Annotated in this window: 17 protein-coding genes and 9 pseudogenes; 19 read left to right on the forward strand and 7 right to left on the reverse strand. The window is 59.5% G+C overall.

Annotation, left to right across the window (positions count from 1 at the left end):
- Nucleotides 1-2: 2 nt before the first annotated feature.
- The 5 genes and pseudogenes from pepN to ACF2JD_RS09980 form a co-directional block, all read right to left on the reverse strand.
- A complete protein-coding gene (gene pepN, locus ACF2JD_RS09960; protein ID WP_440987319.1) occupies nt 3-2,627 on the reverse strand; it encodes an aminopeptidase N in 2,625 nt (874 codons plus the stop codon).
- Nucleotides 2,628-2,766: 139 nt separating this feature from the next.
- On the reverse strand, nt 2,767-4,779 hold the full coding sequence (gene prc / locus ACF2JD_RS09965; RefSeq protein ID WP_106886754.1) for a carboxy terminal-processing peptidase: 2,013 nt from the start codon (nt 4,777-4,779) through the stop codon (nt 2,767-2,769).
- 8 nt (nt 4,780-4,787) lie between these two features.
- A complete protein-coding gene (gene proQ / locus ACF2JD_RS09970; protein ID WP_106886753.1) occupies nt 4,788-5,426 on the reverse strand; it encodes an RNA chaperone ProQ in 639 nt (212 codons plus the stop codon).
- 101 nt (nt 5,427-5,527) lie between these two features.
- Nucleotides 5,528-5,986, reverse strand: coding sequence for a GAF domain-containing protein (locus ACF2JD_RS09975; protein WP_440987517.1), 459 nt, complete (start codon nt 5,984-5,986; stop codon nt 5,528-5,530).
- A 91-nt stretch (nt 5,987-6,077) separates the two neighbouring features.
- Nucleotides 6,078-6,540: pseudogene (locus tag ACF2JD_RS09980) on the reverse strand (hypothetical protein).
- A gap of 281 nt (nt 6,541-6,821) precedes the next feature.
- Here ACF2JD_RS09980 and ccoN point away from each other — a divergent pair.
- The 11 genes and pseudogenes from ccoN to ttcA all read left to right on the forward strand — a co-directional run bounded on the left by ccoN (nt 6,822) and on the right by ttcA (nt 17,069).
- Entirely contained in the window at nt 6,822-8,246 is a 1,425-nt protein-coding gene (gene ccoN, locus ACF2JD_RS09985) for a cytochrome-c oxidase, cbb3-type subunit I (protein ID WP_440987320.1), read from the forward strand.
- Nucleotides 8,247-8,264: 18 nt separating this feature from the next.
- Complete coding sequence (gene ccoO / locus ACF2JD_RS09990; RefSeq protein WP_106886750.1) at nt 8,265-8,879, forward strand: cytochrome-c oxidase, cbb3-type subunit II; 615 nt, start codon at nt 8,265-8,267, stop codon at nt 8,877-8,879.
- An 11-nt stretch (nt 8,880-8,890) separates the two neighbouring features.
- Nucleotides 8,891-9,070, forward strand: coding sequence for a cbb3-type cytochrome oxidase subunit 3 (locus ACF2JD_RS09995; protein WP_005329633.1), 180 nt, complete (start codon nt 8,891-8,893; stop codon nt 9,068-9,070).
- A pseudogene (gene ccoP, locus ACF2JD_RS10000) lies at nt 9,070-10,052 on the forward strand (cytochrome-c oxidase, cbb3-type subunit III). Before ACF2JD_RS09995 ends, ccoP begins: the two are co-directional and overlap by 1 nt.
- A gap of 152 nt (nt 10,053-10,204) precedes the next feature.
- A pseudogene (locus ACF2JD_RS10005) lies at nt 10,205-10,694 on the forward strand (FixH family protein).
- Nucleotides 10,695-10,780: 86 nt separating this feature from the next.
- A pseudogene (locus ACF2JD_RS10010) lies at nt 10,781-13,175 on the forward strand (heavy metal translocating P-type ATPase).
- A gap of 135 nt (nt 13,176-13,310) precedes the next feature.
- On the forward strand, nt 13,311-13,499 hold the full coding sequence (gene ccoS / locus ACF2JD_RS10015) for a cbb3-type cytochrome oxidase assembly protein CcoS (protein ID WP_440987321.1): 189 nt from the start codon (nt 13,311-13,313) through the stop codon (nt 13,497-13,499).
- Nucleotides 13,483-14,170, forward strand: a pseudogene (locus ACF2JD_RS10020) (sulfite exporter TauE/SafE family protein). The gene ccoS and the pseudogene ACF2JD_RS10020 overlap by 17 nt, the downstream one beginning before the upstream one ends.
- Nucleotides 14,171-14,238: 68 nt before the next feature.
- On the forward strand, nt 14,239-14,994 hold the full coding sequence (locus ACF2JD_RS10025) for an FNR family transcription factor (protein ID WP_025327016.1): 756 nt from the start codon (nt 14,239-14,241) through the stop codon (nt 14,992-14,994).
- Nucleotides 14,995-15,139: 145 nt separating this feature from the next.
- Nucleotides 15,140-16,087, forward strand: a complete 948-nt coding sequence (gene uspE, locus ACF2JD_RS10030) for a universal stress protein UspE (RefSeq protein WP_440987322.1) — start codon at nt 15,140-15,142, stop codon at nt 16,085-16,087.
- A gap of 73 nt (nt 16,088-16,160) precedes the next feature.
- Nucleotides 16,161-17,069 carry a tRNA 2-thiocytidine(32) synthetase TtcA gene (gene ttcA / locus ACF2JD_RS10035; RefSeq protein ID WP_025327018.1) on the forward strand — a complete coding sequence of 303 codons (909 nt, stop codon included), beginning with the start codon at nt 16,161-16,163 and terminating at the stop codon, nt 17,067-17,069.
- Nucleotides 17,070-17,165: 96 nt separating this feature from the next.
- Here ttcA and ACF2JD_RS10040 read toward each other — a convergent pair.
- Nucleotides 17,166-17,769, reverse strand: a pseudogene (locus ACF2JD_RS10040) (DUF2987 domain-containing protein); the annotation flags it as partial.
- A gap of 104 nt (nt 17,770-17,873) precedes the next feature.
- Nucleotides 17,874-18,608 (reverse strand): annotated as a pseudogene (locus tag ACF2JD_RS10045) (hypothetical protein).
- 45 nt (nt 18,609-18,653) lie between these two features.
- On the opposite strand from ACF2JD_RS10045, the gene ACF2JD_RS10050 reads away from it, so the two are divergent.
- From ACF2JD_RS10050 to rbsB, 8 genes and pseudogenes are all read left to right on the forward strand, one after another.
- Nucleotides 18,654-18,791: a hypothetical protein gene (locus ACF2JD_RS10050; protein ID WP_440987323.1), complete on the forward strand. Its 138-nt coding sequence runs from the start codon at nt 18,654-18,656 to the stop codon at nt 18,789-18,791.
- 549 nt (nt 18,792-19,340) lie between these two features.
- Nucleotides 19,341-19,499, forward strand: coding sequence for a hypothetical protein (locus ACF2JD_RS10055; RefSeq protein ID WP_440987324.1), 159 nt, complete (start codon nt 19,341-19,343; stop codon nt 19,497-19,499).
- 231 nt (nt 19,500-19,730) lie between these two features.
- Nucleotides 19,731-19,904, forward strand: coding sequence for a hypothetical protein (locus tag ACF2JD_RS10060; protein WP_440987325.1), 174 nt, complete (start codon nt 19,731-19,733; stop codon nt 19,902-19,904).
- A 2,064-nt stretch (nt 19,905-21,968) separates the two neighbouring features.
- Nucleotides 21,969-22,566 (forward strand): annotated as a pseudogene (locus tag ACF2JD_RS10065) (glutathione S-transferase C-terminal domain-containing protein).
- A 208-nt stretch (nt 22,567-22,774) separates the two neighbouring features.
- Nucleotides 22,775-23,193 (forward strand): annotated as a pseudogene (gene rbsD, locus ACF2JD_RS10070) (D-ribose pyranase).
- A 21-nt stretch (nt 23,194-23,214) separates the two neighbouring features.
- Nucleotides 23,215-24,744, forward strand: coding sequence for a ribose ABC transporter ATP-binding protein RbsA (gene rbsA / locus ACF2JD_RS10075; RefSeq protein WP_440987326.1), 1,530 nt, complete (start codon nt 23,215-23,217; stop codon nt 24,742-24,744).
- On the forward strand, nt 24,741-25,709 hold the full coding sequence (gene rbsC / locus ACF2JD_RS10080; protein ID WP_043131801.1) for a ribose ABC transporter permease: 969 nt from the start codon (nt 24,741-24,743) through the stop codon (nt 25,707-25,709). Before rbsA ends, rbsC begins: the two co-directional genes overlap by 4 nt.
- 34 nt (nt 25,710-25,743) lie before the next feature.
- The gene (rbsB, locus tag ACF2JD_RS10085; RefSeq protein ID WP_106886740.1) at nt 25,744-26,619 is read left to right on the forward strand and encodes a ribose ABC transporter substrate-binding protein RbsB; all 876 of its coding nucleotides are present in this window, start codon (nt 25,744-25,746) and stop codon (nt 26,617-26,619) included.
- Nucleotides 26,620-26,652: the final 33 nt, after the last annotated feature.

A 26,652-nucleotide genomic window follows, 5' to 3' on the forward strand; every position in this document is an offset into this window, starting at 1 on the left:
GCTTACTGCGCCAGCGCCTTGCTTACCTTCTCGAACAGATCCCGTGCCAGCCCCTCGAGGTTGGCCAGACGGGTCAGCTCGGCCCGGATCAGCGTCTTGCGCCCCTCATCCAGTCGCTTGAACTGGATGAGCGGCGTGATGAGGCGGGACGCCACCTGGGGATTGACCTCGTTGAGCGCGATCAAGAGATCGGTCAGGAAGCGATAGCCGCTGCCATCCACCGCGTGGAACTGCACCTGGTTGTTCATGGCAAAGCTGCCGACCAGGGCCCGCAGCCGGTTCGGGTTGCGGATGCTGAAGGTGGGATGGGCCATCGCCTGCTTCACCTCATCCAGCACGTCGGCGGCAGGCTTGCTGCCCACCAGGCGCAGCCAGTTGTCCAGCACCAGGCCGTCATGGGCCCACTTGCCCTCAAAATCGGCCAGCAGTGCGGCGCGACATGGCAGCAGATAGCCGTTTGCCACCTGCAGCGCCGCCAGGGTGTCGGTCATGTTGTCGGCAGTTGCATACTGCTCGCGCACCAGCACATCGGCCTGCTCCGCATCCAGGGCCGCCAGATAACCGAGCACCACGGCCTTGAGGGCGCGCTTGGCGGTGTCAGCATGGATCACCCTGTAGCCTGTCAGCCGCAGACCCTCATAGGTGCTGGCCAACCGGGCACCAAAGGCGTGGGCCAGCGAGGAGTGGATCTCGTTGCGCACCCGATGGATGGCGTCGATATCGGCCACCTCGAACAGCTCGGCCAGGGTCGCCTCACCGGGCAGCGCCAGGATCTCCGCCTTGAGGGCCAAATCCAGCTCGGCCTCGTCCAGAATGGCGACAAAGGCTGCCAGCAGGGTTGGGGAGAGCTCAACCCCCTGCCCTTGCTGCACCCGCGCCACCCCGTCGATGACCGCCTTGTTGATCAGCATCTGGGCCGCATCCCAGCGGGCAAACTCGTTGCGGGCAAAGCGCATCAGGAAGGACAGCGCCTCGTCGCTGTAGTCATAGTGCAGCTTGACCGGGGCGGAGAAGTCCCGCAGCAGGGAGGGAACCGGCTTGACCTGCACCCGATCGAAGACGAAGGTCTGCTCCGCTTCCAGCACGTCGAGCACGTTGCCGATGGCCTTGCCCTGGTATTGCAGCGCAATGGCGGCACCCTGCTCGTCATAGAGTTCGATGTCGAGGGGGATATGCAGCGGCAGTTTTTGCGGCTGATCCTGGGTCGGCGGGGTGTGCTGGCGCACGTGGAGGCGATAGACGCCGCTGGCGGCATCATAGTCGTCGGTGACGGTCAGCTCGGGGGTGCCGGACTGGCTGTACCAGCGGCGGAAACGGCCGAGATCCACGCCGGAGGCATCTTCCATCGCCAGCACGAAGTCATCGCAGGTGGCGGCCGAGCCGTCGTGACGCTCGAAATAGAGGCGCATGCCGGCCTGGAACTTATCCTCACCCAGCAGGGTGTGCAGCATGCGGATCACTTCCGACCCCTTCTCGTAGACGGTCAGGGTGTAGAAGTTGTTCATCTCGATCACCACATCCGGGCGGATGGGGTGGGCCATGGGGCCGGCGTCTTCGGCAAACTGCGGGCCGCGCACTGTACGCACGTTGTTGATGCGGTTGACCCCGCGCGAGCCCAGATCCGAGGAGAACTCCTGATCCCGGAACACCGTCAGCCCCTCTTTGAGGCTGAGCTGGAACCAGTCTCGGCAGGTGACGCGGTTGCCGGTCCAGTTGTGGAAGTATTCGTGGGCGATGACCCGCTCTATGCCGTGGTAGTCGCCGTCGGTGGCGGTGGCCGGGTTGGCCAGCACGAACTTGGAGTTGAAGATGTTGAGCCCCTTGTTCTCCATGGCGCCCATGTTGAAGAAGTCCACCGCGACGATCATGTAGATGTCGAGGTCATACTCGAGGCCGAAACGCTGCTCGTCCCAGCGCATGGCGTTGATGAGGCTCTCCATGGCGAAACCTGCGCGGTCCAGGTTGCCCTTGTCGACGAAGATCTCGAGGGCCACCTTGCGGCCACTACGGGTAGCGTAGCTACCCCGCTCCACATCGAAGTCACCGGCCACCAGGGCAAACAGGTAGCTCGGCTTGGGGAAGGGATCCTGCCACTGCACGAAGTGGCGACCGCCGTCCAGCTCGCCGCTGTCGACCTTGTTGCCGTTGGAGAGCAAATAAGGGTATTTGGCCTTGTCGGCGGTGATCCGGGTGCTGTAACGGGCCAGAATGTCGGGCCTGTCCAGGTAATAGGTGATGCGGCGGAACCCTTCCGCTTCACACTGGGTGCAGTAGGCATCACCGGACTTGTAGAGCCCCTCCAGCGCCGTGTTGGCGGCGGGATCCAGATCCGTGACTATGGTCAGCACGCACTCGGCGGGCAGGTTGAACAGGGTCAGGCTGCTCTCCCCCTGCTCGAACCGTGTGTAGGGGACACCGTCCACGCTGACGCTGTGCAAGACCAATCCTTCCCCATCCAGCACCAGGGGCTCGTTGTGCTCGCCGCTGCGGCGCAGCCGGGAGATGGCGGTCACCCGGGTCAGGGGCTCCTGCAGCTGAAAATCGAGATCGATGCTGTCGATCCAGTAGAGGGGCGCCTGGTAATCCTGGCGATACTTGGCCGTCATGGCCTGGGAGTGATCGGTCATTATTGTGTGCTTCCACGCGTTGTTATCAACGTGTCAGAGGCTGTCACAACGGTCCCGCAGGGTCAAATAGTTTGCATTCAGCCAAAAGAGAGGGCGACCTGAGTCGCCCTTGTATTCATGTGGATGTCACCCAGGACACTCAGCCCTTGCTGAGCTTCGCCAGATCCGCCGTGATGTTCGCGGCTTCGATCTGATACTCGTCAGGGGCCTCGAAATCGGCAGGCAGTTCATCCAGGCTCTTCACCGTCGGCTTGCCAAGGCGGGTCAGTCGCTCGTTGGCTCGCGCCAGCGCCTTCTCGTCCTGCTTGGCCTGATCCGCCAGTCGCTCGGCTTCGTTCAGGGAGACCGACTTCTTGTCCTTGTCCGCCTGATACTCCTTGATGTCCTGCATCACGTAGGCAAATTCAGGATCCTTGGCGATCCGCGCCTCGTGAGCCGACTTCAACTTGGACAGCAGACCGGAGAAGTCCCCCAGCTTGTCGTAACTGGCCGAGGCTATCTTGTCCCAGGGCAGAGCGTTGAATTCCCGGCTCTCCCCGGTCTCGTCCGGCGAGACGGCGGTCGGGAAGTTGATGTCCGGCGCCACCCCCTTGTTCTGGGTGCTGCCGCCATCGATCCGGTAGAACTTGGCGATGGTGTACTGCACGTGACCCAGCGGCTGCTCGTAGAAGTCGTAGACCTTGGCGAGGCTGCGATGCTGCTGCACAGTGCCCTTGCCGAACGAGTTTTCGCCGAGGATCAGGGCGCGGCCGTAATCCTGCATGGCGGCGGCGAAGATCTCGGAGGCCGAGGCGCTGTAGCGGTCGATCATCACCGACATGGGGCCGCCGTAGTAGACGTTGCCGTCATCGTCACCATTGACGGTGATACGACCCATGTGATCCCGGATCTGCACCACGGGACCGCTGGCGAAGAAGAGACCGCTCAGGGCCGAGGCTTCCGTCAGGGCGCCGCCGCCGTTGCCGCGCAGGTCGACGATGAGACCATCTATCTTCTGCTTGTTGAGGCTGGAGAGTTCCTTGATGACGTCGTCATGAAGATTGACATAGAAGCTCGGGATCTCGAGTACCCCTATCTTCTTGCCTTCGGCGTTGATCACCTTGGACTTGGCGGCCCTGTCTTCCAGGCGCACCTTGTCGCGGGTCAGCTCCACCAGCTCGGTCTTGGCGGTCGCGCCCTTGCCGCGCTGGATCTCCAGCTTCACCTTGCTGCCCTTGGGCCCCTTGATGAGCTCGACCACGTCATCGAGACGCCAGCCGATCACATCGACAATCTTGCCGTCGTCCTGCCCCACCCCGGTGATCTTGTCATCGGGTTTGAGGTGGTTGGACTTGGCCGCCGGGCCGCCGGGCACCAGGGAGCGGATGACGGTGAAGTCATCTTCCGCCTGCAGCACGGCACCTATGCCCTCCAGCGAGAGGTTCATCTCGGTGTTGAAGCGATCGGCGCTGCGCGGCGAGAGGTAGCTGGTGTGGGGCTCGATGGCACGGGCGAAGGAGTTCATGAAGAGCTGGAACACATCTTCGCTCTCGGTCTGGGACATCCGCTTGATGGCGTTGTTGTAACGCTTGCCAAGCAGCTCCTTGATCTCGGGCCACTCCTTGCCGCTGAGCTTGAGGCTCAGGGCATCGAACTTGACCCGTTGACGCCACAGCTCGTTGAGCTCGGCCTCGTCTTTGGGCCAGGGAGCCCCTTCCCGATCGAAGATGTAATTGTCAGGCTGGGTAAAATCCAGGGGAGTGTCGAGCAGTTTGAGGGCGTATTCGAACCGCTCGTAACGCCGCTGCTGACTCAGGTTGAACATCTCGTAGGCCGGAGCCAGACGCCCTCTCTCGAGGTCGGTGTCAAAACCGGTACGGTACTTTTCAAAACGGCTGATGTCAGAGGCCAGAAACAGGTTGCGGCTGTAGTCCAGATTCTCCAGATACTTGTCAAATATCACGGAGGAAAAGGCATCGTCCAACTTGAACTGTTTGTAGTGAGAGCGGGTAAACAGATTGGCAATTCGCTTGCTGGCCGTAGCATGTTGGCTCTCCTGAGCCAACACAGGCAAATCACTTTCCTTGAGCACCGGCTCGATGGCCTGCGCGAGCCCGGCGAGCGCCAGGCTACAGGCAACGAGGGAAAAACGAATCACGCCATGCTTCAACATTCGTCTCCTTAGAGAACCAGATGCTCGAACTTGACCCGCAACATCATGCCGGTCTGCAATTGAACCTGTACGTCATCCTTGGTCACTTCCTTGATGGTCGCAGGCAGGGGAGACTTGCCCAGCATGACGCGCACGCCTTGATCCACTTTCAGGGTGGCGGCATCCACCTTGACCAGGGGAGCATCGGCTACAGGCGCGGCCTTGGGGGCGGACTTGGGCTTGTCGGAGCGAGGAGCATCGGCCTTGCGCGGCGCGTTGCGGCGCGGCTGCTTGGGCTTGTCTTCCTTCTCCTTGGTGTTGGTGCGGCGGCTGGCAAAGACACGCTCTTTGCTCTCTTTGAGGGCCTGTTTGGCATGTTCGATGTGCTCTTCGGTCAGCAGCTCACCGGGGTTGCCATCCAGATCGACACGGGCCTGGCCAGCCTTGAGGCCATGCAGGTAACGCCAGCTGGAGGTGTATTGACGCAGAGCAGAGCGCAGCATGGTCTTGGAGACTCTCTCGTCATCAGCAAGACGCGCGGCCAGATCCTGGAAGATGCCAATCTTGAGTGGCTTGGCCTCTCCTTCAGCGATGAAGCAGGCCGGGAATTTCTCGACCAGGTAGGCAACGATCTCTTTACTGTTCTTCAGCTTTTCAGTGTTTTCCATGTATAACCTTGGCTTTCATATAGACGCACGGGCATGCCCGAACACAACAAAGGCCCTATTATAGAGAGCTTGGGACCTTTTGCGAACCATCTAGCAATGACTTAGAGCATGCTTTCCAAAATTTGCACCGTTTCTTCGAGGCCAATTCGGTCCTCCTGGTCGAAACGGTTAAAAATCGGACTATCCACGTCCAGCACCCCGATGATCTCACCACCGCGACGCAGCGGAATCACGATTTCAGAATTGCTGGCGCCGTCGCAGGCGATGTGACCCGTGAACTGATGTACGTCGTCCACCAGCTGGGTTTTGCCCTCTGCCACTACCGTACCACACACCCCACGGCCGACCGGGATCCGCACGCAGGCCGGTTTGCCCTGAAATGGCCCCAATACCAGGGTCTCACCCTGCAACAGATAAAAACCGACCCAGTTGATCTCCTCCAGCTCCTGATTCAGCAGCGCGGAGAGGTTGGCCAAATTGGCAATCAGATCGGTTTCCCCCTCCAGCAGCGCCTTGGCCTGCTGGTTGAGGGTGCGATAAAACGGTTGTTTTTCAATCATGATTAAATGAACTTCACTCCCTGATGGTTTGGGGAAGGTAACGCCTGGCCGGGAAATTTCAAATATTTTTTCACTCCCCACCCTTGCGCCGTTATTCCCGGGCAACGGAAAGCGCCAATTGCTGGCGTTGACCATTACTCCACTCGATATTTAACAACCAGATCATGACGGGTGATGTACAACTCCCCACCTGGGTCACCCCCTGCCACTGTCCGTCTATTTCTTCAAAGCTCACCGGAATGGTGCCCATAAACATATCTTTGCCTTCGAGTGTCGCTTTCACCGGTTTGATGGCCGGATCGCCGCCGCTAATAGCGATGGCAAAGTCATGTTCGGCGCGCAGCGGTAATTCGTTGATGGCGACCGTCAGCGGCTTGTCACCAATCAGCGCGCTGCAAGGGGTGTGGGAAAGATCACAAATCTGATCTTTTTTCTGGTCAGCAGAGCACGCTGTTATCGGCCGAAAACCAGGTGCGATAGGCCATCAGCGCCAATAACAGCGCCAATACCAGTGCGAGGTGCAAAACTTTACGTGCGGTAAGTCTCTCTTTCATCAAAAACAGCCCGATTAAGATGCAATTAAAATAGTTTTTTGTGATCTCGAACAAGGTAAAAAACTGCCATAGCGAGACCGGACGGAGCCAAATATATCACTGTTTATACTGTTATTTTACCTGTCACTTCAGTATCATTCCCATGCAGTTTTCATTTAGCCATCTTTTGCTTTTCCTTTCGTTAACAGATGTTAACAACTGGTCGGCGGTGGCTGATGAAGCCAGTCCGGTTCTCCGGATACAAAACCAAACAACAGCAGCATCGGAAGCGGAATATAACGATGAGCCATACAACTAACCATCCTGAGTACAACTACACCGTTGTTCGCCAGTTTACCGTCATGACGATTGTCTGGGGAATTGTCGGTATGTCGGTTGGTGTACTGATCGCAGCCCAGTTAATCTGGCCTGCCCTCAACTTCGAGACCCCGTGGCTGACTTACAGTCGTCTGCGGCCCCTCCATACCAACGCAGTGATCTTCGCCTTTGGCGTCAGCGCACTGATGGCCACCTCGTTTTACGTGGTGCAGCGCACCTGTCAAACCAGACTGTTTGGTGGCCCGCTCGCCGCCTTCGTGTTCTGGGGCTGGCAGGCAATCATACTCGCCGCCGCCATCACACTGCCGCTGGGATACACCACTTCCAAGGAGTATGCCGAGCTGGAGTGGCCCATTGACATCGCCATCGCCGTGGTCTGGGTGAGCTATGCCATCGTCTTCTTCGGCACCCTGGTCAAGCGCACCACCTCCCACATCTATGTGGCGAACTGGTTCTTCGGTGCCTTCATCATCACGGTGGCCGTGCTGCACATCGTCAACAACATGGAAGTGCCGCTCTCCGGCATGAAGTCCTACTCCATGTACTCAGGCGCCATGGATGCCATGGTGCAGTGGTGGTATGGCCACAACGCGGTCGGCTTCCTGCTCACCGCCGGCTTCCTGGGGATGATGTACTACTTCGTGCCCAAGCAGGCGGGTCGCCCGGTTTACTCCTACCGCCTCTCCATAGTGCACTTCTGGGCGCTGATCTCCCTCTATATCTGGGCCGGTCCGCACCATCTGCACTACACCGCCCTGCCCGACTGGGCCCAGTCCCTTGGCATGGTGATGTCCCTCATCCTGTTCGTCCCCTCCTGGGGCGGCATGATCAACGGCATCATGACCCTGTCCGGTGCCTGGCACAAGCTGCGCTATGACCCCATACTGCGCTTCCTGATCGTGTCCCTGTCGTTCTACGGCATGTCCACTTTCGAAGGCCCCATGATGGCGATCAAGACGGTCAACGCCCTCTCCCACTACACCGACTGGACCATAGGTCACGTTCACTCCGGTGCCCTGGGCTGGGTTGCCATGGTTTCCATCGGCGCCGTGTATCACCTGATCCCGAACCTGTTCGATCAGGGCCGCATGTACAGCATCCGCCTGATCAACGTTCACTTCTGGCTGGCGACCGTGGGCACAGTGCTCTACATCGTCTCCATGTGGATTTCCGGGGTGATGCAGGGTCTGATGTGGCGTGCGGTCAACGATGACGGCACCCTGACCTACAGCTTCGTGGAGGCGCTGCAAGCTTCCTATCCCTTCTACTTCGTGCGCTTCCTGGGTGGCTGCTTCTTCGTCACCGGCATGTTGCTGATGGCCTACAACGCCTACCGCACCGTCACTGCGCCCAAGGGTTCCCTGGAACCCGTCGCACAGCCAGCCTGATCTGAAGGGGTTTAAAGCATGAGCAACAACAACCGTCACGAAATTTTTGAAAAGAGCGTCCCCATGCTGGTGATAGGCATCATCTTTGCCATCAGCCTGGGGGGCCTGGTCGAGATCACGCCGCTGTTCTTCCAGAAGCAGACCAACGAACCGGTGGAGGGCCTCAAGGCCTACACAGCCCTGCAGATGGAAGGACGCGACATCTACATCCGCGAGGGCTGCACCGTCTGCCACAGCCAGATGATCCGCCCGTTCCGCGCCGAGACCGAGCGCTATGGCCACTACTCGGTCGCCGGTGAGAGCGTGTGGGAGCACCCCTTCCTGTGGGGCTCCAAGCGTACGGGTCCGGATCTGGCACGGGTCGGCGGCCGCTATTCCGATGATTGGCATCGCGCCCACCTCATCAACCCGCGCGACGTGGTGCCCGAGTCCAACATGCCCGCCTTCCCCTGGCTCGAGACCAATGTCCTGACCGGTGAGCTGACCGGCAAGAAACTGGCGCTGTTCCGGGATCACTTCGGGGTGCCCTATACCGATGCCGACATCGAAGGTGCGGCTGAGGCAGTCAAGGGCAAGACCGAGCTGGATGCCCTGGTGGCCTATCTGCAATCACTGGGTCATGCCCTGAAATAAGGAGTCGGGATATGGATTACGGCACATTTCGCGGCCTGTACACCCTGCTGCTGATGATCATCATGATCGGCATCATCGTCTGGGCATACAGCAAGCGCCGCAAGGCCTCCTTCGATGAGGCTGCCAACCTGGTTTTTGCCGATGACGAGCAACCCAGTGCTGATAACAAGAACGCAGGAGCGAAGCAATAATGAGCACTTTGTTTAGCATTTTTGTGACCGTCATAAGTCTGGGCACCATACTCGGCTGCTTCCTGCTGCTGATGTGGTGCATGAAGGACAAGATGGGGACCGAAGAGGGCAAGCCCATGGGGCACACCTTCGACGGCATAGAGGAGATCAACAACCCGCTGCCGAAGTGGTGGTCCTATATGTTCCTCTTCTTCATCGTCACCGGTCTCATCTACCTGCTCGCCTTCCCGGGTCTGGGCAACTGGAAGGGTCTGCTGGGCTGGCAGAGCTCCAACCAGGACGTTCGCTCCCTGGCAGAATCCAAGGCGGCGGCAGCCTCCGCCAAGGACGAAGGGCGCGCGGTGGAGTATGACCGCGAGGTTGCCAAGGCTGACGGAATCTTACGGCGCCAAGTTCCGTGAACTCACCTATGAAGCGGATGGCAAGACCTATCGTGCCATCACCGAGATCGCCAAGGATCCGGAAGCCTTGAAAGTGGGTCAGCGTCTGTTCCTGCAGAACTGCTCCCAGTGCCACGGCTCCGATGCCCGCGGTGGTCGCGGTTTCCCGAACCTGACCGACAGCGAGTGGCAATGGGGCGGTCAGCCGGAGAACATCAAGACCACCATCATGGGCGGTCGTCAGGGGATAATGGCTGCCTGGGGTGAAATCCTCGGCAAGGATGGCGTGCAAGAAGTAGCATCCTATGTGCTGAGCCTCTCCGGTCGCAAGGTCGACCTGGTGGAAGCGAAGAAAGGTGAAGCCCGCTTTACCATCTGCGCTGCCTGCCACGGGGCCGATGCCAGGGCGGTATTGCCGTCGGTGCGCAGACCTGACAAACAACACCTGGCTCTACGGTGGTTCCCGCGAGGTAGTGGTACAGACCATCACTCATGGTCGCCACGGCGTGATGCCTGCCTGGAAGGACATTCTGGGTGAGGATAAGGTCCACCTGCTGGCCTCCTACGTTTACAGTCTGTCTCATCAGCAGTCTGCCAAATAAGGTTCGCCTATAAACGATGTAACATGTGATAAACACGTGATTACACAGCAAAAAGCCTCGACTACTCGAGGCTTTTTGTTATCTTGTGTTGCGTAAACACCATCTTCCACGTTAATCATTCGTTTCACGGTAGTAGCAATCATGACCCAACCATCATCAAGCCATGGTATCGCCAATTCTGGCCCTGGTTTATCATCGCCCTGCCAAGCACAGCGGTGATCGCAGGCATCGCCACCGCCATTATTGCCAGTAAAGATGGCGTCAATCTGGTGGCCGAGGACTATTACAAACAAGGGAAAGAGATCAATCAGGACTTGAGCAAGTTTGACCGCTCCTGAAGCCCTCAATATCCGCTTTGGGCTGGAGGTTGACGGTCACGAGCTGACTCTCAAACCCATCAGCGGCGATATTCCTGCCGGGCAAGCTCTTTATCTCTCATTGTTCCACCCGACGTTGGCCGGACAGGATAGCGAACACCTGATCACCGCCGATGCCAGTGGCACCTATCGCTTCCATTTCGACAAGCCGCTGGTCGGAAAATGGCATATCCGGGTCGATGCCTTCGATCACCAGTGGCGCTTGCAAGAGACGGTACAACTGCCAACCCAGTCACCTGTCGAACTCGACCCGAAAGGACGCTAAGCCATGACCGGCTGTTCTCACTGTGGCGAGCCGGTGCTCGCCATCAACCCTGCTGCTCGCATTCTTCATTCAGGGGGCCATAAACCATGACCTCTTGCTTCCATTGTAGTGAGCCAGTACCCGCCAATAGTCACTATGCGCTGGAGATCAAGGGGATAGTCCGCCCCATGTGCTGCCCCGGTTGTCAGGCGGTGGCGGAAACCATCATGGAGTGCGGTCTCGCCAGTTACTACGATCACCGCACCGCCCCCGGCACCAAGGGGGATCTGGTGCCCGAGGAGCTGGCCGCCCTCACCCACTACGATCTGGCCAGAAGTGCAGCAGGAGTTTGTCACCGACAGCGGCACTGGTACAGACCTCCGCGAAATCCAGCTGACGGTGGAGGGGCTCACCTGCGCCGCCTGTGCCTGGCTTATCGAACGCCACCTGATGACGTTAAGCGGCCTGCGCTACATCAACGTCAACACCACCACCCACCGGCTCGCATCAAGTGGGATCCGGACCAGCTCTCCCTGAGTGACATCCTCAAGGGGTTCGCCAAGATAGGCTACCGCGCCTACCCCTTCCAGACCCACAGCCAGGAAGCCCTCTACGCCCGCGAGGTGCGCAGCTACATGTTTCGCATGGCGTTGGCCGGTCTCGGCTCCATGCAGGTGATGATGTGCGCCGTGGCGCTCTACATGGATCTCTTCATCAGCGTGGAAGAGGAGTTCATGATCTACTTCAAGTGGATAAGCCTGCTGCTCTCTACCCCCATCATGATCTACTCGGCCCAGCCGTTTTACGCAGGCGCCTGGCGCAGCCTGAGACAGGGTCACCTCTCCATGGATGTCTCTGTGTCGCTGGCCCTCATCGGCGCCTTCGTCGCCTCCATCTGGGCCACCGTCTTCAACACGGGTGAGGTCTATTACGACTCCATCACCATGTTCGTCTTCTTCCTGCTGCTGGGGCGCCTGCTCGAGCTGAGGGCGAGGCGCAAGGCATCCGAGTCAAGCTCCAACCTGGCACGCCTGGTGCCCATCATGGCCACCCGCATCGATGCAGATGGCGAGCACGAGGTGGCCGCCAAGACGCTGCGGGTGGGCGATCGGGTACGGGTGCTGGCCGGCGCCACCTTGCCGGCCGACGGCATCATTGTCGAAGGGCAAGCCAGCCTCAACGAATCCATGCTGACCGGCGAACAGCTGCCCCTGCTCAAACAGCTAGGCGATGCAGGTCTATGCCGGCACCATCAACACGGATGCCCCGCTGCAGATCCGGGTCAGCCACCGTATCGAAGAGTCGCGGATCGCCCAGATCATGCGGCTGCAGGATCATGCGCTGGATGACAAACCCGCCATCGCCCAGCTGGCGGATGTGCTCTCCCGCCATTTCATCCTGGTGCTGCTGCTTATCGCCGCCGGGGTCTGGACCTTCTGGCACTTCCATGCGCCGGAGCGGGCCTTCTGGGTCACCCTGTCGGTGCTGGTGGCCACCTGCCCCTGCGCCCTGTCGCTGGCGACCCCGACGGCGCTCACCTCGGCCACCGCCCACCTGACCCGCAGCGGCATACTGCTGCGCCGCGGCCACGTGCTGGACGTGCTGACCCGGGCAAACCGCATAGTGATGGACAAGACAGGCACCCTGACCACGGGCAACATCAGCCTGGTGGGCGACCAGCCCCTGGCGGGGCTTGGCAAAGACGAGTGCCTGGCAATCGCCCGCGCGCTGGAAGCCTACTCCGAACACCCCATTGCCCGCGCCTTCCGGCTGCCCGCCGAGAGGATGCCGTGCTGCCGGCAAGCGAGGTGACCCCGGTCATCGGTCACGGCATCACAGCGCTGGTTGATGGCGTACGCTACCGCATCGGCAGTGCCCGCTGGCTTGGGCTGGATCCGGCGCAAGAGCATCGGCCGCGGTCTGGCTATCTATCTGGCCGACGAGCAGCAGGTACCGCTGGCCCGCTTCAATCTGGAAGATACCCTGCGCCCCGATGCCAAGGCGCTGATCGCGGCCTTCAAGGCGGCCGGTCTGCAAACTACCGTGCTGACTGGCGACAGCTCTTTGCAGGCAGACGCCGTGGCCCGTGAACTCGGTGTCGATGAGCTGGTGAAAGGGGTCACCCCCGACGGCAAGCTGGCCTACCTCAAGGCCCGTGAAGCGGCGGGAGACATCAGCATCATGGTGGGGGATGGCATCAACGACGCCCCCGTGCTGGCCGGTGCCCATGCCTCCTTCGCCATGGCGGGCGGCACGGATCTGGCGAAAAACAGCGCCGACGCCATCCTGCTGGCCGATGACCTGAGCCGACTGCTCGATGCCAGCGCCCTGGCGCTGCGCACCCGCAGGATCATCCAGGAGAACTTCGCCTGGTCCATCGGTTACAACCTGCTGGTGTTGCCACTCGCGGCCAGCGGCTGGCTGCCCCCCTATCTGGCGGCGGCGGGTATGTCCTTAAGCTCACTCATAGTAGTAACCAACTCCATGCGCCTCAATCGATGAGCAGGCGCAGGAAAAAGCTGAAAATGTGGCCTGCCTCCGATGCAGGCCACATTTCTCGCTGATAGCGGCTGGCCCCCTGCCCGAACAGGGTTACCATAGGGGTCGATTGCCACGGATGAATGCAAGGTAGCTCCCATGAACATCATTTTTGTCCTGATCCCCATCGCCATCCTGTTCGTCATCATCGCGGGAGCCGTCTTCTTCTGGGCCATTCGCTCGGAGCAGTTCGAGGATCTCGACCGCCAGGGCTCCAACATACTGTTTGACGAGGAGCAACCCGCCCACAAACCCGCAAAGCCTGCTGACCATGACCCACAACCTTGATCTGGCCGGCGCCCTGCTGGTAGGACTGGCAGGCTCTGCCCACTGTATCGCCATGTGCGGTGGCGTCTCAGCCGCCCTCTCCATGGCCATCCCCGCCGGGAAGCAGCACTTCTGGGGGCGACTCGGCTACCTGCTCAACTACAACCTGGGGCGGATCCTGAGCTATGTGATGGCTGGTGCACTGGTGGGTGGGCCTGCTGGCCACCACCAGCGAGCTGGGCGCAGGCAAACACGCCATCGCCGGATTGCGCCTGGTGGCAGCATTGTTGATGATTGCGCTTGGCCTCTATCTGGCGGGCTGGTGGCAAGGGATCTTGCTGCTGGAGCGGCTCGGCGCCAGACTGTGGCCCTTCATCAAGCCGCTTGCCGGCAAGTTTATCCCCTTCACCTCGGCTTGGCAGGCGCTTCCCTTTGGCATGGTGTGGGGCTGGCTGCCCTGCGGGCTGGTCTACTCCATGCTGACCTGGAGCGCGGCGGCAGGCTCCGCAAGTGGCGGAGCGCTCATCATGCTGAGCTTTGGTCTGGGCACCCTGCCGACACTGTTCGCCCTGGGGGGGCTGGCAGACAGATTGCGCTACTGGTTGACCCTGCGCAGCCTGCGCCTCGGCGGTGCCCTGCTGCTCATTGCCTATGGCCTGCATACCCTCTGGATCGGGCTGGCATCCTTTTGAAACCCTATCCAAAACGGATGAGTTGGTGGTAAACTTGTTTGATATAAATCAATTATTCATATGAGCCTATGATCCCGGACAAGAAACCTGGCAGACGTATTCAGAGCGGTGGCTGTGCAATTCATTGCCAGGATTGCAGCATCAGTCAGCTCTGCATTCCCTTCACCCTGAACGACAGTGAGCTCGATCAGCTGGACAGCATCATCGAGCGCAAAAAGCCGATCCAGAAGGGTGAGGAATTGTTCAAGGCCGGCGATGAACTGAAGTCGCTCTACGCCATCCGCTCCGGGACCATCAAGTCATACACCATCACCGAACAGGGTGACGAGCAGATCACCGCCTTCCACCTCGCGGGGGATCTGGTCGGTTTCGATGCCATCCACAAGCAGGCACACCCCTCCTTCGCCCAGGCGCTGGAAACCGCCATGGTGTGCGAGATCCCGTTCGATGTGCTCGACGATCTCTCCGGCAAGATGCCCAAGCTGCGCCAGCAGATCATGCGCCTGATGAGCAACGAGATCATGGGAGATCAGGAGATGATACTGCTGCTCTCCAAGAAGAATGCGGAAGAGCGCCTCGCCGCCTTCCTGCACAACCTCTCGGTACGCTTCTCCGAGCGCGGCTTCTCCGCCAAGGAGTTCCGTCTCTCCATGACCCGGGGTGACATAGGCAACTACCTCGGCCTCACCGTCGAGACCATCAGCCGTCTACTCGGTCGTTTCCAGAAGTCCGGCCTCATCAGCGTCAAGGGCAAATACATTACCGTACTGGATCACGTGGCCCTCGGCGTCATGGCCGGTGCCACTCGCCCTGCCTGCGGCTGATTTTTCGCTTACCCTCCTATTTTCCTGCTTTTCCTGCCGGATCCTTTCCCCTGAATGTGATCCGGTACGTTCCCCTACCCTCCTCCTGCGCTAAGCTGTAATGGCTAAGATTCTGCTGTCATTGGACTTTTCCAAGGAGGAGAAGATGGTCAAATATCAGAATATTCTGGTGGTTATCAACCCAGAAGAGGAGCGTCAAATCGCCCTCGAACGGGCAGTCAAGGTCGCCGAGCTGGACGAAAACGCCCATCTGACCCTGCTGCTCACCATCTATGACTTCTCGTATGAAATGACCGCCATGCTGTCGGTGGACGAGCGGCAAGAGATGCGTCATGGCGTCATTTCACAGCGACGTGAGTGGCTGGACGAGATCCTCACCCCCTATCGGGCACAGGGGATCGACTGCGAAGTGAAAGTGGTCTGGCACAATCGCCCCTTCGAATGCGTCATTCAGGAAGTGCTGGAGCAGCGCCACGATCTGGTGGTCAAAGCCACCCACCATCACAGCTTCCTGCAAACCTTCATCTTTACCCCCACCGACTGGCATCTGCTGCGCAAATGCCCCTGTCCTGTGCTGCTGGTCAAAGAGGGTCACTGGCAAGCGGGGCGGCAACATCATCGCCGCCATCAACTGCTCAAGCGACGACCTCGATCAGAAACTGCTCAACGAACGGATCACCCAGGAGGGAGCGACATCGCCGAGCTGCTGGGCTCCAACCTCTATCTGGTCAACACCTACCCGGGCACCCCGGTCAACGTGGCCATCGAGCTGCCGGAGTTTGACCCCAACGCCTACAACGAGGCGATCCGCAAACACCACGAAAGCCTGCTGCTCGCCCATGCCGACAAGTTCGGGATCGGTCATCTCTGGACCCGGGTAGCAGAAGGGCTGCCGGAAGAGGTGCTGCCGGATATGGCCGAAGAGCTCAAGGCGACCCTGATGATCATGGGGTGCGTCGGCCGTACCGGGCTTTCTGCCGCTTTGCTCGGCAATACCGCCGAACATGTGATTGACCGCCTCTCCTGCGACATCCTGATCCTCAAACCGGCGGACTACAGCTGCCCGGTCGACAGCCGTCGCAATCAATCATAAGGTGCCTGGCATCTTGCCCTCCCCCGGGACATGGCTATAATAAGCCGCTTATTTTTGTCCCGGGTTTGAGGCCATGCTAGAAGAGCTTAACGCCAAAGAGAAATACAGTTTCAACAAGCTGCAGAAACGCCTGCGGCGCAACGTGGGTCAGGCCATCGCCGACTTCAACATGATTGAAGAGGGTGACAAGATCATGGTGTGCCTGTCTGGCGGCAAAGACAGCTTCGCCATGCTCGACATCCTGATGAGCCTGAAGGCCAGCGCCCCCATCCATTTCGATCTCGTGGCCGTCAACCTGGATCAGAAGCAACCCGGCTTCCCCGAGCACGTGCTGCCGGAATACCTGGCCGCCCTCGGCGTCGACTTCAAGATAGTCGAGGAAGACACCTACTCCATCGTCAAGGACAAGGTGCCGGAAGGCAAGACCACCTGCGCCCTCTGCTCCCGCCTGCGCCGCGGCATTCTCTACCGCACCGCCCAGGAGCTGGGCTGCACCAAGATTGCCCTCGGCCACCACAGGGATGACATCCTCGAGACCCTGTTCCTCAACATGTTCTACGGCGGCAAGCTCAAGTCCATGCCCCCCAAGCTGGTGAGCGACGATGGCAAGAACGTGGTGATCCGTCCCCTGGCCTACTGCAAGGAGAAGGATCTGGTGCGCTATGCGGAGGTCAAGGCCTTCCCCATCATCCCGTGCAACCTGTGCGGCTCGCAGGAGAACCTGCAGCGCAAGGCCATCAAGCAGATGATGCAGGACTGGGATCGCCGCTTCCCCGGCCGGATAGAGACCATGTTTACCGCCATCCAGGACGTGATCCCGAGCCACCTGCTGGATCACAAGCTGTTTGACTTCAAGAGCATCAACCGCGACTCCGGCATCATAGATGGCGGCGACAAGGCATTCGATCCCCCCGAGCTGCCGACCGCGCCCCTGCTCAACATCGATGAGATGGACGTGCTGGATGTGATAGAAGTGCGCTAAGCCGCGCTCACAGGCAAACGCCACGCAATAAAAAAGGAGCGCCATCGCTCCTTTTTCATTTTATGTGCCTGCCACCAACGTGACAGCGCCACCGGATCAGCCCTTGTGCAGCCAGGGGGTCAGTCGCAGCACCTCACCCTGCAGGCGCAGTTGCCCGGCAGCGAACGCCGGCCAGCTGCTCGTTGCTCAGCAGCAGGTGGCCTCCTGCCAGGGCAGCGCCTCCTGACGGGCGCCATCGATGAGATAGGCGGTGCCGCTCTGCTGCACCAGGGTAATGCGCACCCCTTCCATCTCGGGCAGGAAGTGCTTGCCGACCATGCCCGCCATCTTCTCGAGCAGCGACTGCATCTGCTGCTGACGGGCCGCCAGCTCGGCCAGCGGCAGCTCGGGTCCGTTCTGGTGCATCGGCCATCACCTGTACCGTCATATCGCAAGTGGCGTGCTCTTCGGTCAGGCCCACGGTCACGGTGCCTTGTCGAGGTTGAGATCGTCGTCATAGGGCAGGCGCAATTCGCTGTCGACCGTCACCTCGGCGGCCACCTCCTTGCTGTCCGGTTGAGACCCGGGCCGAGGTGAGGCCACAGCGCTGGCCATTTTGCGGATCGGTCAGATAAAACCCCAACCTGGCGTGACCAAACTCCCCTTTGGCAAAGGTCTTCATCTGGCTGTAGAAGGTGCTGTATTGCAGATCCAGCGAGGGCGCGCCAGCGCCAGCCCTGGCACATCAGCAGCTGGCCGCCAGGGTATGGCGCACAGCTTCATATGTCACTCCATATCACGGGTCATTCAACTGATCCTTTTGCATCATGCATTGAAATGGTTGGGGCCCTGTCACCTCGGTCACCTCTACCCCACCCCGCACAGATCCCGATAGAGGATCCCCTTGCAGTTGAAATAGAGCGGTGCCACCCAGATAAGCCCCAACCCCATGGGGATGATGGCCAGGAAAAACAGCGCCAGCATGACGCCATGCAGCAGCACTATGCTGGGCCAGCCGCGGGCGAACAACTTGAGGGAGACCAGGATGGCCTGGGCCGGCGACAGGCCGCGCTCCAGCACCAGGGGCACGGTGAACACCAGCCCCATGCCCACCAGGGCAGAAGGAATGAAGGCCAACATCACCGGCAAGCCCAGCAGCTCAAACAGGGGGCCAAACAGGCTGGTGATCAGGCTGCCGAGCAGGCTCAACATGCCGAGGCGCACAAAGTGGCGGAAGAAGTCGAACACCTGGTTGGCCCGGGCCCGCACCCCGACCGACTGCTGCAACCCCAGCATATCGAGGGAGCTGGTCATGGGGGCCATCACCACGGTCATCAGCAGGCTCAGCACCATGGCCACATTCATCTGGCTGTCCTCCCCCAGATAGGGCAACAGCAGCACATTGCTCAGCAGGATCCAGATCGCCGTCACCCCGACAATCGCCAGCAGCAGGCCGAATCCGGTACGGCGGGTCTGTTGCCATCCCTCCTGGATGACCCCTTTCAGGTCAAGGCGGTAGCCCTGGTTCAGAGACTGCTCAAGGGAGCCGCCAATACGCATTTTATTACTCAATTGACTATCCAATATCGAAAACGACCAAATCAGGTGGCACATTATAGCTCCATACCACCTTTTAAGCCAGACGACAAGGTGCTGGTGCTGCTGCGCCCGGAAGATCTGCAATTTCTGGTTCAGGATGACGATCAGAGCGGTGCGCTGCGGGGCAATATCCGCGAGCGTTAAACCTGACAAATTGGGCGACGTCATTCGGTGACCAACTCGAAAGTGGCAAACATGCTTATTTCCAGTTCTTCGACGAGGATGACCCCGACTTGATAAATTGGTGAGTGCATCCACTGGGTCGACAGCTGGGAGGTGGTGCAGCAACTAATCTCACAGTACACCAAGCTTTGCCTTTCGCAACGGGGCCATCGCGCTGATCGGCTGGCTGACGCTGGTTGTCTTCCTGCCCAACCTGATGATCATTGCTCCTCTACCGTTTGGTTGTGAATCGCGCCGCTCTTTACCCTGAGCATCATGGCCGCCTGCTGGACCCCCTCTATTTCGAGGTGCTGCTAAAACTCCCTCTGGCTGGCGCTGCTCGCCACCGCCATCTGCATGCTGGTATCTACCCCTTTCCTGGCTGCGAGTATCTATTAGGCGATATCCGCCCGCTGCTGCTGTTTCTATGGTGGTGCCGTTCAAACCAATCAGCTACTTTTATATCCGTACCTATGCGCTGAAAGTGCTGCTAGCAACGGGGGCTGATCAACGGCTGGCTGCTGGAGGCTTATGCTGCAGATGATGTATACCGAGGTGGCCGTCATCATCGGGCTGGTAAATGTACTGCTCCCCATTATGGTGCTGCCGCTCTACTCCAGCATCGAGAAGCTGGATGGCCGTTTGCTGGAGGCAACAATAGTTTACAAGCTGGCAGCGGCTGGTGCGTAGTAGCTATTATTGCCGATTTGTTGTCTGCTATCACCTGCTGTACCTGATCAAGACCCAGTTCCTCAACAGCCGTGACTGGCCCTTTGGCGCCGCCGTTTTTCCTGTTATCTGTTTGCCAGCGCCAGCCTGATGCAGGCGGCCCAGCAGCCATGATCGGCACCCTCACCGCCGTGGCGCTGTTTCGCTACCGCTTTCGCGGCAAGCAATACGTGAGCGGCATGCTGCGTGGTGATGATGTCCCCCGATATCGTGATGGCCATTTCGCTCCTGACCCTGTTTGTGGTGACCGGCATTGCGCTGGGCTTCTGGTCGCTGATCGCCCAGCACCTTCTGCCTCGTGGTGATCACCTCTACTCGCGGCTGTGCGGTTTGATTGTGCTTTGCCGCTGGCGCTGCCGGCGGTGAATTCTTTCTTTTGTAGGTCAATGCCCTGGCCACCCTGATGCTGGTCGCCTCCCTCCAAGCTCGAATCACGGTTTGTTAATGACATCCAACACCAGGCCGGCGCCCTGCTGGCAGCCGCCCTCACCCTCACCACCCCGCTGCTGAGCCAGAGCGCTCACGCGGCCGACGACAAGGTGGTCTACTTCACGGCCTGCTGGAGCAGTTCCAGCAAGAGACCGGCATCAAGGTGATCTACTCACCTACGAATCCAACGAGACCCTCTAATGGCGACGGCTATGACGTGGTGGTCACTCAGTAGCTGCCCAACTTCAAGCACCTCGACCCTACCCTGCTCAACCACGAGTACGACCCGGACAACCGCTACTCCATCCCCTATATCTGGGGCGCAACCGGGATCGGCACCAACACCGACATCATCGAGCAGCCGGTCACCAGCTGGAAGCAGCTCTGGGGATATCGCGCTGGTGCAACTATTTTCTGAAGCCTTCTTGAAAAAGCTGATGCCCAACGTCAAGGCGTTCAACTCCGACAACCCGGCCGACCCCTTTATCGCCGGTGAGGTCAATATCGGTATGCTGTGGAACGGCTTACGGCGCCCAGCGCGAATACATCCAGATGACCTACCCGAAGAAAATTTTGCATGTGAAAGAGGCCCACGCCGCTTCCTGATGCGCCCCGATGTGGCCGCCAAGGTGGCCGAAACTACCCCACTCCGATTCCCCTGCTCACCCCGGCGTTTCGCAATAACCCCATGGTCTTCCCGAGCGACGAGATCAATTTAAAAGTAATTCATCCGATGTGGGGAGCTAGTACTTCCTGCAGCTTGAAAGCCATGGTGGCCAAGGCCGCCCTATTAATGGATTTGCTCCCTTTCACCACCGTACCTTTTCAAAATCTCGTCTCATGGCGCGCCTCGTGTCTGGCCTCCATCAAGGCAGCCCATCGGCTAAAAAATGAGGGAAGCTGAATTTATGATTTATCAGCAAATACTAAATCATTTACATGTAAGCACATTTCATTTGCAACGACTACGACCGCGTAAGTTAACATTTTTTAGCTCGCGATAACCACTTGTTTACAGTAAGGCACTGCCTGTGGGGCACGCGCTTCGTTGGCTCCAAGTCATCCAATATGAACATATGATACAAAGATCAAACTTATTAGAATGGCTGATGAGATGTTCATGTCTGATGCTATACGCATCAGCAATCTTGTTGGCATGCTTTGACCGTCATCCCTTGCAAGGGAATGGAGCCGCCCCTGATCTGTGCGCCCGGTACTATGCGCCATGGCCGTGCGTATCGCCCTCTAAATGGCAGAAGCCGTTTGCCCCTCGGTTAACAGCGCCCCCCTGGGCCATCAAGAAGACAATTTGTGAAATGATTTATCAATGTTCGGCTACACCAAGGTAACCTCGCTAGTCAACTACAACACTAACCGTTTGCTCGCATATTTTCAACGTGAATCTGGTATATTATATATTTGTATTTGACTGAAACCCAAATTAAAACCACTCAAAACCGTAAATACATCAGGTATGTTGGCAAAGGGATAGTTACGGTATCCACATGGATTTTGGTACCCAGTTCAGCTTTGTGCCTATAAGTTGCCTTTTCGAAAACTGTTATTTACACAAAGAGAGCGCTAGGGAAACCAGCTATGCTGGAAAACATTAAGAGTTCCCAATGGTATCAAATTAGCATCAATTGTAGCTTGATAAAAAAGTTGTTTGCAATTATTATTTATTGATTTTTTGACCATAATCATGAACGAATGCAGAATAAAAAAAGAAATCTGTAGATGCCAAAAATAGTACCTCTCCATAGTAATGATGTTGAAGAGAAGCAGGCAAGGGAGCGCTATTGCCCCCCCCAGTCCTTTCAGTACCAACCGCCCCTCCTCAGGTGTCACCCATCCTCAACAACATCTGGTTCGCCAAGGGGAATTTATCAAAACCCCAAAGGATTAATTCTGCGCTTTTTCATCACCCCTTAGGGGTGTAGATTGGTTGGGGGCAAGCGTGACCCCTCCGAGGTATCACGGAAAACATGTTTTCTGGTATTCATGTCCGATCTGACCCTCTATTTCGCTCCCGGCACTTGTGCCATGGCCGTGCAGATTGCCCTGCTGGAAGCGAATGCCCCGAACCCCGTCTCGGCCTTGCAGCGTGACCCTGCGTATCTCATCAACCCCAAAGGGCGGGTGTGGCGCGAGCAGGGCACCCTGACCGAGACCCCGGCCCTGCTGCTCTATGTGCAGCGCTTCCCCGATGCTGGCGCCGCTGGAACCCGTTCCTGCTGGCCCGCATGCAGGAGGTGCACGGCTTCCTCGCCTCCACCGTGCATGTCGCCCATGCCCACGGTCGCCGTGGCAGCCGCTGGGCCGATGACCGCAGGCCATTGCCGCCATGCAGCAGAAAGTCGCCAGCAATATGCGCGATGGCTTTGCCCAGATTGAGCGCCACTATCTGGCAGGCCCCTGGGTGCTGGGCGAGCAGTTCAGCGTGGCGGACATCTACCTGTTCGTGGTCGCGGGCTGGCTGAAAAGCGATGGGGTCGGCCATCAGCGAATTCCCCAAGGTAGCCGATCATTATCAGCGCATGCTGGCCGCCCCGCGGTTGCCAAGGCGCTGGCCCTAACCATAAAATCAATAGCTCGTTAAGAGGTGTCAGGGCTCTGCTGACACCCTTCCTGCCTCCTCCCCTGCACTTCTTCCCCGCCTTTGAGATCGTTTTCACATTTCCGCCATGGTTTTGCCGTGGCCCTTCCGCCGGTAAAGCGCCTATCTTCCACCTCATGACGCAACCGGTTGCGTAACCGGTTGCCTAGCGGTTCACAGATTGACGGGCCAAGGCCTGATGAGGTGCTGTATGAAACGAGGCAAGCTGCTCAATGCTCCCCTGAGTGCCCTGGTGGCACAGATGGGCCACACCGACGAGATCACCGTCTGCGATGCGGGCCTGCCCATTGCGGCGGGGCCTGAGCGCATCGATCTGGCACTGATGGCGGGGACTCCCAGCCTTGACACCGTGCTGACCGCCCTCCTCACCGATCTGGTGGTGGAGAAGGTGATCATGGCGAGCGAAATAAATTGATCAGCCCGGATGCCCATCAGGCACTGGTTGCGCAGCTAGAGGCGCACGCCTTGGCCCAGGGCAAGCCCATCACCATCGAATATTGCCTTCACGAGGCGTTCAAGACCCGCTCCCGCCAGAGCAAGGCGATAGTGCGCAGCGGCGAGGTGACTCCCTACGCCAACATTATTCTCTGCGCCGGTGTGGCGTTTTAAGCCTCTTCAAGGAAGCTGCAAATGAGCACAACCTCCTCCCCCTCACCCATTCTCGAGCTCACCGGGATCGTCAAGACTTTCCCCGGTGTGCGCGCCCTCGACGAAGCGGGCCTGCGAGTCTATCCGGGCCAGGTGATGGCCCTGCTCGGTGAAAATGGCGCCGGCAAATCCACCCTGATGAAGGTGCTGACCGGCATCTATCAGGCCGATGCGGGCAGCGTCAGCTATCGCGGCCAACCGGTGCACTTCAAGGGCCCCCGCGACTCCCAGGATCAGGGAATCAGCATCATTCACCAGGAGCTGAACCTGCTGCCGGAGTTGTCGATTGCCGCCAACATCTTCCTCGGCCGCGAGCCGCGCACCCGCTTTGGCAACATAGATCACAAACAGTTGCGTGAGCGGGCAAGCACCCTGCTGGCCCGTCTCGGCGTCAAGCACGGAGCGGACACCCGGCTCGGGGATCTGTCGATTGGCGAGCAGCAGATGGTGGAGATCGCCAAGGCGCTGTCGTTCGATGCCAGCGTCATCATCATGGACGAGCCCACCGATGCGCTGACCGACACCGAGACGGAGCAGCTGTTCGTGGTCATCCGCGAGCTGCGCGAGCAGGGCTGCGGCATCGTCTACATCTCCCACCGCCTCAAGGAGATCTTCCAGATCTGCGACAGCGTCACCGTGCTGCGGGACGGCAAGTGGATCGGCGAGCAGGCGGTAAGCGAGCTGGACGAAGACAGGATCATCGAGATGATGGTGGGCCGCCGGCTGGAGGAGCAGTACCCGCGCCTGGCGCGCGAGCTCGGCCCCGTCAGCCTGCAGGTGAAAGATCTGGCCGGTCCCGGCGTGCGCGGGGTGAGCTTCTCCCTGCGTCAGGGGGAGATCCTCGGCTTCAGCGGCCTGATGGGGTCCGGGCGCACCGAGCTGATGAAGCTCATCTATGGCGCCAGCCCCATCAGCAGCGGCGCTGTCGAGGTCGATGGCAAGGTGCTGGTACCGCGCACCCCGGCCGATGGTCTGGCCGCCGGCATCGCCTATATCTCTGAGGATCGCAAGGGGGATGGCCTGGTGCTGGAGCTGTCGGTGCGTGAAAACATGAGCCTCTGCGCCCTCGGCGAGTTCATCAGTCACGGCAAGATTGACGGCAAGGCCGAGCGCCAGGCGGTGAGCGACTATGTGCGCCTGTTCAACATCAAGACCCCGAGTCAGGATCAGCTGATAAAGCTGCTCTCAGGCGGCAACCAGCAGAAGGTGGCCATCGCCAAGGGGCTGCTGACAAGGCCCAAGGTGCTGATCCTGGACGAGCCGACCCGGGGCGTCGATGTGGGGGCCAAGAAGGAGATCTACCAGCTCATCAACCAGTTCAAGAAGGAGGGGATGAGCATCATCCTGGTCTCCTCCGAGATGCCGGAAGTGCTCGGCATGAGTGATCGCATCCTGGTGATGCACGAAGGGCGCATCAGCGCAGAGTTCAACACCCGCGAGGCCAATCAGGAGAAACTGATGGCGGCGGCAGTCGGCAAACAGTGGCAAGCAGAGCAAGAGGCAGCACAATGACAACCCAAACCCTTCCCCGCCGTGGCGTCATGAGCAAGGCCTGGTGGATCGAGAACAAATCCCTGGTGGCGCTGCTGGTGCTGATCGGTGTGGTCTCCTTCCTGAGCCCGAACTTCTTCACCGCCGACAACCTGCTCAACATACTGCGCCAGACCTCGGTCAACGCCATCATGGCGGTCGGCATGACGCTGGTCATCCTCACCGCCGGCATCGATCTGTCGGTCGGCTCCGTGTTGGCCCTGTGCGGCGCCCTGGCGGCGACCATGGTGGCCATGGAGCTGCCGATCTGGCTGGTGGTGCCCCTCACCCTGGGGGCCGGCGCCCTGCTCGGCGGCGTCAGCGGCCTCATCATCGCCAAGGGCAAGGTGCAGGCCTTCATCGCCACCCTGGTGACCATGACGGCCCTGCGCGGCGTGACCATGGTCTACACCGAGGGACGTCCCATCTCCACCGGCTTCAGCGACGGCGCCGATCACTTCGCCTGGCTGGGGACCGGCTATCTGTTCGGCCTGCCTGTGCCCATCTGGCTGATGGCCATCGTCTTCCTGCTGGCCTGGTACCTGCTCAACCACACCCGCCTCGGCCGTTACATCTACGCCCTCGGCGGCAACGAGTCGGCCACCCGCCTCTCCGGCATCAACGTGGCCAGGGTCAAGCTCGCGGTCTACGGCCTGTGCGGCATGCTGTCGGCCCTGGCCGGCCTCATCGTCACCTCCCGCCTCTCTTCGGCCCAGCCGACTGCGGGCATGGGTTACGAGCTGGATGCCATCGCCGCCGTGGTGCTGGGTGGCACCAGCCTGATGGGGGGCAAGGGCCGCATCATGGGGACCCTGATCGGGGCCCTCATCATAGGTTTCCTCAACAACGCCCTCAACCTGCTCGACGTCTCGTCCTATTACCAGATGATCGCCAAGGCCAGCGTCATTTTGCTTGCCGTGATGATCGATAACAAAAGCAATCGTTAATAACGTAAGCCATGCACACACAAGGAATGAAATGATGAAAAAGCTCAATACCCTGCTCGCTGCCGCCATCATGTCCGTGCTGGGTACCGCCCAGGCCGCCGATCAGACGCTGGCCATGGTGGTCTCCACCCTCAACAACCCCTTCTTCGTCACCATGAAGGAGGGGGCCGAAGCCAAGGCCAAGGAGCTTGGTTACGAGTTGGTGGTGCTGGACTCCCAGAATGACCCGGCCAAGGAGCTCTCCAACGTGGAAGATCTCACCGTGCGCAAGGTCAATGCCATCCTGATCAACCCCACCGACTCCGAAGCCGTGGGCAACGCCATCCGGCTGGCCAACAAGGCCAATATCCCGGTGCTGACCCTGGACCGCGGCGCGGCCCAGGGTGAGGTCAAGGCCCACATCGCCTCCGACAACGTGGCCGGTGGCAAGCTGGCCGGTGACTTCATCACCGAGAAGCTGGGGGCAGGCACCAAGGTGATCCAGCTCGAAGGGATAGCCGGTACCTCGGCCGCCCGTGACCGTGGCGAAGGGTTTGCTCTGGCCGTTGCCGCCAACAAGCTGCAGGTGCTGGCTTCCCAGCCGGCCGACTTTGACCGCACCAAGGGTCTGAACGTCATGGAGAACCTGCTGGCGGCCCACCCGACCGTGCAGGCGGTGTTCGCCCAGAACGACGAGATGGCGCTGGGTGCCATCCGCGCCGTGCAGGCGGCCGGCAAAGAGGTGATGATAGTCGGCTTCGACGGCACCGACGATGGCAAGGCGGCGGTAGCCAAGGGTAAACTGGCCGCCACCGTGGCCCAGCAGCCGGCGCTGATCGGTGCCATCGGCGTGGAAACCGCCGACAAGGTGCTCAAGGGCCAGCCGGTGGAGAAATCCATCCCGGTACCGCTGCAAATCGTCAGCAAGTAAGCATGACGGGGGAGGCTCGCCTCCCCCTTTGTC

Origin of the sequence: Aeromonas ichthyocola (assembly GCF_046087985.1) — a bacterium.
GTDB lineage: Bacteria > Pseudomonadota > Gammaproteobacteria > Enterobacterales > Aeromonadaceae > Aeromonas > Aeromonas rivipollensis.